Source organism: Rhodococcus sp. ENV425, assembly GCF_002887785.1.
GTDB classification, from domain to species: Bacteria; Actinomycetota; Actinomycetes; order Mycobacteriales; family Mycobacteriaceae; genus Rhodococcus; species Rhodococcus aetherivorans.
In genome coordinates this window covers 8935-15909 of the sequence record NZ_PCZU01000089.1, presented here as the reverse complement: position 1 = coordinate 15909, position 6975 = coordinate 8935, and the positions used below count along the sequence as shown (strand labels likewise).

The 6975-nt window shown below is 69.3% G+C and carries 5 protein-coding genes and 1 pseudogene; 4 read left to right on the top strand and 2 right to left on the bottom strand.

Features of this window, described 5'->3' with window-relative positions; genetic code table 11:
- The 3 genes and pseudogenes from CQZ88_RS07185 to CQZ88_RS07175 form a co-directional block, all read left to right on the top strand.
- A pseudogene (locus tag CQZ88_RS07185) lies at nt 1-447 on the top strand (DNA polymerase III subunit gamma/tau); the annotation flags it as partial.
- A 98-nt stretch (nt 448-545) separates the two neighbouring features.
- Complete coding sequence (locus tag CQZ88_RS07180; RefSeq protein WP_102799486.1) at nt 546-1961, top strand: amidase; 1416 nt, start codon at nt 546-548, stop codon at nt 1959-1961.
- A gap of 92 nt (nt 1962-2053) precedes the next feature.
- On the top strand, nt 2054-2767 hold the full coding sequence (locus CQZ88_RS07175; RefSeq protein ID WP_029547118.1) for a response regulator transcription factor: 714 nt from the start codon (nt 2054-2056) through the stop codon (nt 2765-2767).
- 46 nt (nt 2768-2813) lie between these two features.
- Here the strand turns inward: CQZ88_RS07175 and CQZ88_RS07170 are convergent, their stop codons facing one another.
- Together CQZ88_RS07170 and CQZ88_RS07165 are read right to left on the bottom strand one after the other, a co-directional pair.
- Nucleotides 2814-3569 (bottom strand): IclR family transcriptional regulator, encoded by a 756-nt coding sequence (locus tag CQZ88_RS07170; RefSeq protein WP_050034460.1) that lies wholly within the window; start codon nt 3567-3569, stop codon nt 2814-2816.
- Nucleotides 3566-5023, bottom strand: a complete 1458-nt coding sequence (locus CQZ88_RS07165) for an APC family permease (RefSeq protein WP_006943132.1) — start codon at nt 5021-5023, stop codon at nt 3566-3568. Before CQZ88_RS07165 ends, CQZ88_RS07170 begins: the two co-directional genes overlap by 4 nt.
- A gap of 410 nt (nt 5024-5433) precedes the next feature.
- On the opposite strand from CQZ88_RS07165, the gene CQZ88_RS07160 reads away from it, so the two are divergent.
- A complete protein-coding gene (locus CQZ88_RS07160; protein WP_006943134.1) occupies nt 5434-6939 on the top strand; it encodes an aldehyde dehydrogenase family protein in 1506 nt (501 codons plus the stop codon).
- Nucleotides 6940-6975: the final 36 nt, after the last annotated feature.

The following is a 6975-nucleotide window of genomic DNA, read 5'->3' as shown; positions in this document are numbered from 1 at the left end:
GACGCCCTGCGGGCGGTGTTCGGGGTGGACTTCGAGGTGACCTGCGTGCAGGGCGCTGCGACACCCCCCACCGCCGCGAAACCGGCCCCGGCGCAGGCGGGGTCGCGCCCTTCCGGTCAGCCTCGGTTCTCCCGGCCCAGCCAGGCCCGGCAGGCCCAGCCCGCCCCGCAAACGCGCGTGACGTCCCCCGGCGCGCCCCCGGTTCCGTCGCGTCCCGAGGTCGACGACATCCCGCCGCCCGAGGCGCCGGACTACCCGGACGACCCCGGTCCCGAGCCGGACTACGAGCCGCCGCGGATCAGCCCCGCCGACGTCACCCCCGAGGACGAGGAAGAGATGTTCGCCGAGGCCGCCACCCCGGGCGACCCGTCGACGCGGCGCGAACCGGAGGACGTGGCGATCGAGTTGCTGCAGGACATCCTGGGCGCGAAGAAGATCAGCGAGTGAGCACGAAAGATCGGTAAGTTGACCGATTGTCGGCGTGATCGCCGGGTTCCTATGGTCGAGCCACCTCAACCGGAACCCCGCGATTCACGGAGACAACCATGACCGATACCCTTTCCTGGCTCAGTGCAGCCGAACTCGCGACCGACGTTCGCCGAGGACAGATCAGCGCGAGCGAAGTCGCGGCGCACTTCGTGCGGCGCGTGGACAATGTCAACCCGGCGATCAACGCGATCGTCGACTTCGATCGCGAACAGGTCCTGGCGGACGCGCGCGCACTGGATGCGAAACTGGTCGGCGGCGAGTCCGTCGGACCTCTGCACGGAGTGCCGTTCACGATCAAGGATCTGACGGCCGTGGCGGGCCGGCCCCTGACGTTCGGCATGGTGCCGATGAAGGACAACATCGCCGAGCACGACGCGGTAATCGTTCGGCGGCTGAAGGCCGCAGGCGGTCTCTACCTGGGCAAGACCAACACACCGGAGAGCGGGTACTACGGCGGCACGGACAACCACCTGTTCGGTCCCACCCACAATCCGTGGAAGCGCGGATACAGCGCGGGAGGTTCCAGCGGCGGAGCCGCCGCCGCCGTCGCGGCCGGTCTCGGCCCGCTGGCCGAAGGCAGCGACGGGGCGGGGTCGGTGCGCATTCCTGCGTCGCTCTGTGGCGTGGTCGGGCTCAAGCCCTCGACCGGGCGGGTGCCGCAGACCATTCTGGGTGGTCGCTTCTACCATTGGGCCTACCACGGTCCGATCACCCGCACGGTCGAAGACAATGCCCTCATGCTCGGTGTCGTCGCCGGACCCGACGAATCCGATCCGCTCAGTCTGCCGGCCTCGGACACCGACTACGTCGCCGAGACGAAGAAGGACATCGCCGGGTGGCGTATCGCCTGGTCACCGGATCTCGGCTTCGCAGAGGTCGATCCGGAGGTGGCGGCGATCTGCGCGCAGGCCGTTCGGGCGTTCGAGGACCTCGGTGCCCGGGTCGAGGAGGCGGCGCCCGGCTGGGGAGACCCGGAAGAAGCGATGTGGCACGGCATCTGGGTTCCCGGTTTCGCGGCCGAACACGACATGATCGACTGGGACGAGTGGCAGGGCCAGGTCGACGACAATCTCGTCGAATTGATGCGTGAAGGAGAGCGTCTCACAGGTGTCGATGTCGGGCGGGCGGACCTGTTCCGTGGCCGGATGTGGGATACGTTCTCGTCGTTCATGCAGGACTACGACCTGCTGGTCTCGCCCACGCTGTGTGAAGCGGCCCATCCGCTGGGACAGTTCGCTCCCGGCCGGCTGGCGGGCGCGGCTCTGCGCACCCAGCTGCTCGGCTGGCTGATGACCTATCCGTACAACATGCTGACGACCCCGGCCGTCACCGTCCCTGCCGGATTCACGTCGGACGGACGTCCGGTCGGACTGCAGATCGCGGGACGGCTCCACGCCGACGCTGCGGTACTGCGCGCAGCGGCGAACTTCGAACGCGCTCGCCCCTGGGCGGACCGCATCCCGGAACTGTGACCGGGCGGGGAAACGGGCACACGAGAGGGAAAATATCTGCCCGGTAACAGGATTCGGCTCCGCTGGACACGGGGTTCGACTATCGTCGAGCAATGGTCGTACCCGTGTTCAGTGGACTGGTCTCGGTGTTGCTGGGAGAGAACGCCGTCGACCGCATGGCCGGACTTACCCGGTACATGACCGATCAGCTCGACTGCGCGGCGGCTGCCGTGACACGCGTGGCGGGCGGTCGGCACGCGGTGGTGGCCAGCCGTGGCTACGACGACCGGACCCTGGACTACCTCGTCACCGATTTCGTCGACAAGGATCCGGGCATGCAGGCGGTTCGGGCCGAGCCCTCCGCGATACTGACCTGGCGGGACATCCCGTCGTATCGTCAGACCTACTCGGTGCGCGAAGTGTTCGTCCCTGCCGGATTCTCCGAAGGCACCTCCGTCGTTCTGACGTCCCCCACCGGCGTGGCGGTGGGGGCTCTGCACGTCAGTGTGGCGCGCGATTCGGTTCCCCACGGGGTCAAGACGACGCTGAGCGATGCCCGGGAGTACGCCGCCTGGTCGGTGGACACGCTCACGCAGCAGGAAGAGGTGGCCCTCACCCCACGAGAACACGAAGTTCTCGAACTGGTGATCGCCGGCCTGTCCAACCGCGAGATCGCGCAGCGAATGCAGCTGTCGCGCAGCACGGTCAACACTCATGTGGAGCATCTGCTGCGCAAATTGAAGGCCCCCAACCGGGTCGGTGCGGTGGTGCGCGCGGTCCGGCTCGGTCTGGTGTCGAATCGGGATCCGTGGGCGCAGCCCACGTAGCAGCCCGCTCCGGGCCGGCGGCGGGATCCCGATATGGACGTCCCGTTCAGGTCAGCAGGGGCACGAGTTGCTGCGCGTGCTCTCGGAGTGAGTCGAGGTGGCGCAGCAGCAGGTGCTGGTGGTCGATGCTGCCGGACAGGACCAGGCCCGCGACGAGGGTGCCGGTGGCGGAGCGGACGGGAACGGCGAGGCACGCGGAGTCGTCGCGCAGTTCGCCGAACTGGGTGGCGAAGCCCCGGTCGCGGATCTCCCCGAGGTGACGGAGCAGGTCGCTGCGCACGACGATCGTGCGGCCGGTGAGGGCATGGGGTTCCCACCGGGGGAGGACGGTGTCGAGGTCGATCTTCTCGGCGAGCAGCAGCTTGCCGACGGCGCTCGCCTGGAGGTGCCGATTGAGGAGGGCCTCGTCGGCGCGGGGTGGATATTCGGGGTCGGCGTCGGCAAGGCGGAGCGCCGTGTCGGTGTAGTAGAACAGGTGGACGCCGAAGCGGACGGTCAGCCGAAGTTCGGTGAGAAGGTTACGTGCGGCTGTGCAGACGGTGGGGACGACGGCCGCGTCGACCAGTATGCCGATCTTGCGCCCGAGTGCGAAGCCGGACAGATCGGGTAGCCGGACGACGTAGCCTTCTCCGGCGAGCAGGTTCAGGAGCCGATAGGTGGTCGCCGGCGGCAGGGAGAGGTGTGCGGCGATGTCCTTGGCGGTGACCCCGGCCCCGGCCCGGGCGACTTCCTCGAGGACACGCAGGGCGCTGATCACCGCTTTCGGCTGCCGCCCCGACAGGGTTCCGTCCACGGGGCTCACCGCCGCACCTGCCAGGGGCGGTGCCGGCCGAGCAGATCGGCGGCGACGGTCTCGTCGTAGACGCCTATCCGGTCCGCGACGTCCGGGGCGCGCCGCACCCGGACCGCGAGCAGCGCGCCTCCGAGGAGCATCAGGACCGCGTACACGGCGGTCATTGCGCCCGCCACGTAGATCCCCGACGCAGCCGCCCACACGATCAGCGCCACCAGGCACGTGGCGGTGAGCGCGCCGATGACCAGCGGCAGACGGGTCAGCTCACCGATCCGGCGCAGGAACGCGGGCGTAGCGACGCAGAGGAGGATGTAGGCGAGGACGTACCCGTGCGCCGAGAGGGCCAGCAGCCCGATCAGGACGTCGCGGTTCGAGCCGGTCGCCGCCAGAAAGACGACGGGCACGACAACGACGACAGGCATCGCGACGGCCAGGGCGACGTGCGGCGTGTGGAACCGGGCGTGGGCACGGCCGACGACCGCCGGGGCGACGCCCTCGCGGCCCATCGCGAACAGGGTGCGCGACAGCGCGGTGGTGGAGCCCATGACGCACGCGAACCACGACGCGGTGATTCCGAGTTCCATCAGGACCGACAGCACCGCCGAGCCGCTCCCGGCGGTGTCCGGGAGGGTGAGCACGATCCGGAGCGAACCGACTCCTTCCCTTGCGGACTCCGGCAGCTGCATCGTCGCGGCGAACACGTAGAGCGCCGCGAGCACGACCGGCGTCCACCTGATCGCGCGGGGCACGCTGATCAGCGGGCTGTGGGCTTCACGTGCCACCGTTCCGGCGCTCTCGAAGCCGACGAACGAGGTGATCGCCAGCAGGAGCGCGAAGCCGATCGCGGATTCCGAACCGGTTCCGGTCGGCGCCGAGGGCGGGTCGCCGTCCCGGACGGACACGGCGAACGCGATCACCAGGACGACCGATGCGGCGACGATGGCGAACGCCTCGACGCCCAGCATGATGCGGGCGGAGAGCTGGACGCCGCGGACCATCAGCAGCAGCGCGACGGCGCCGACGACGCCGACGAGCACTGCACTCGTCGCCGCTCCGGCCGGCAACCCGATCCGTTCGAGCAGCGACGCCAGATAGCTCGCTGCCCCCACCGTGCTGGCCATGGCGGCGGCCGCGTAGCCGATCAGCAGCGACCATCCCCCGGCGAAGCCGAGGCGGGGGCCGAGACCCTTCACCGTGTAGCTGTACAAGCCGCTGACCGCGACCATGCGGGTGGCGAACTGCCCGATGCAGTATCCGACGGCAGCCATCAGGACGGCCGCCGCGACGAACACCGGGATCGCCGCCCGCCCGGCTTCGGGGATGACGAGAGCCGGCAGGGTGACCATCACCGCGGACGGGGCGACGGCCGAGACGGACTGTGCGAGCACCTCGAAGAACGTGAGGCGTCCGCGCTCGAGGCCGGCCACCGGCGAACTACTTCGGATCTGTGGTGTACCGGACACCTTGCACCTGCTTCCACACTCGCCAGGGGACGTCGAGCGTCTGCCGCCGGACGATCCCGTGGGGTGCACGGTAGCGCAGGCACGCAGTGCGCTGCACCGATCGCACATCAATTTTCGGTCACTCGAATGAGAACGACGGGCCGTCCGGCGCCCGATCGGGCGGGGCCGGCGGTGCTCGTGCGGCCGTCACCTGGGCTGCGGTCGAGAAGTCGAACGAGAATCGGGAAACGGTCTGGGCCGCAGTCGAATGAGAATCGGACACCGCGTAATTTCCATCCGGAATCGGGGGTGACTCCCGCCACATCGTGTGGTTATCGTGGGTTCGGGTCACAGCGACGGAAACCGGCGGTTCTGCGTCGAAACGACTGTACCCGAGTCTTTTTCGCTATCTCTCACGAGTCGGAGACATCATGACTGCAGTTGCGCAATCCGCCACCGGCCTGCTTCCGGAGGTGGTCGACTTCCTCTCGTCGCCGAAGCAGATGCTGATCGGTGGCCGGTGGGTCGAGTCGGCCTCGGGCCGGCGGTTCGACACGGTCGACCCCGCCACCGGGCAGGTGCTGACCACGGTGCCGCACGGCGGCGCCGAGGACGTCGACCGGGCCGTCGCCGCTGCCCGCCGGGCGTTCGAGGAGGGACCGTGGCGGCGCCTGACCCCGGCCGAGCGCCAGCGCATCCTGTGGCGGATCGGCGAGGGCATCCTGGCCCGGGCGGACCAGTTCGCCCAGCTCGAGTCCCTGGACAACGGCAAGTCGGTGGTCGTCGCGAAGGCGGTCGACGTCACCTGGGCGGCCGAGATCTTCTTCTACTACGCCGGTTGGGCGACCAAGATCGAGGGCCGCACCGTCCCGGTGTCGGTTCCGTGGGCTCCGGGCGCACGTTTCCACGCGTTCACCAGCCGCGAGCCGGTGGGGGTGTGCGCCCAGATCGTGCCGTGGAACTTTCCGCTGGTGATGGCCGCCTTCAAGCTCGCCCCTGCGCTGGCGTGCGCGAACACGCTGGTGCTCAAGCCTGCGGAGCAGACCCCGCTCACCGCCCTGCTGCTCGCCGAGGTCGCCGCCGAGGCCGGGGTGCCCGACGGCGTCGTCAACGTGGTCACGGGCTTCGGGGACGCGGGTGCGGCCCTGTCGGCCCATCACGACGTCGACAAGGTCGCCTTCACCGGCTCGACCGAGGTCGGCAAGAAGATCGTGGGCGCCGCCGCCGGGAACCTGAAGAAGGTCTCGCTCGAACTCGGCGGCAAGAGCCCCCAGGTCGTCTTCGCGGACGCCGACCTCGAGGCCGCGATCCCCGGTGTCGCCGGCGGATTCCTGTTCAACCACGGTCAGGCGTGCACCGCCGGGACGCGGTTGCTGGTGGAGGATCGCATCTTCGACGAATTCACCCAGGGCGTAGCGGAATTCGCCCGGTCGCAGAAGATCGGTCCAGGACTCGATCCCGCCAGCGATATCGGCCCGCTGATCTCCGAGGAGCAACTCGGCAAGGTGACCGGTTACCTCCGCGCCGGCCTCGAGGACGGGGCTCGTGCCCTGACCGGAGGAAAGCGCCACGGCGACAGTGGCTTCTACGTCGAGCCGACGCTCCTCGTCGACGTGCGCAGCGACTTCGGTGTGTACCGGGAGGAGATCTTCGGCCCGGTCGCCGTCGCGGTGCCCTTCAACCGGGAGGAGGGAGTTCGTGCCGCCGCCAACGACACCCCCTACGGGCTCGCGGCGAGCGTCTGGACGCGGGACGTCTCCCGGGCCCACGAGGTCGCCGCCGAGATCAAGGCGGGCACGGTCTGGATCAACTGCCACAACGCGTTCGACACCGCACTGCCCTTCGGGGGATACAAGCAGTCGGGCTGGGGGCGGGAACTCGGTGAGGGGGCCCTGGCGGAGTACACCCAGACCAAGTCGGTCAACATCGCACTGTGACCGGTCGGGGCGGTGCCCGGCACTGTGTGGGCACCG

What these genes read in the sequence shown, in the direction of transcription:
- CQZ88_RS07175 (WP_029547118.1), top strand. Translation starts at nt 2,054, where the DNA reads ATGGTCGTACCCGTGTTCAGTGGACTGGTCTCGGTGTTGCTGGGAGAG.
- CQZ88_RS07160 (WP_006943134.1), top strand. Translation starts at nt 5,434, where the DNA reads ATGACTGCAGTTGCGCAATCCGCCACCGGCCTGCTTCCGGAGGTGGTC.
- CQZ88_RS07180 (WP_102799486.1), top strand. Translation starts at nt 546, where the DNA reads ATGACCGATACCCTTTCCTGGCTCAGTGCAGCCGAACTCGCGACCGAC.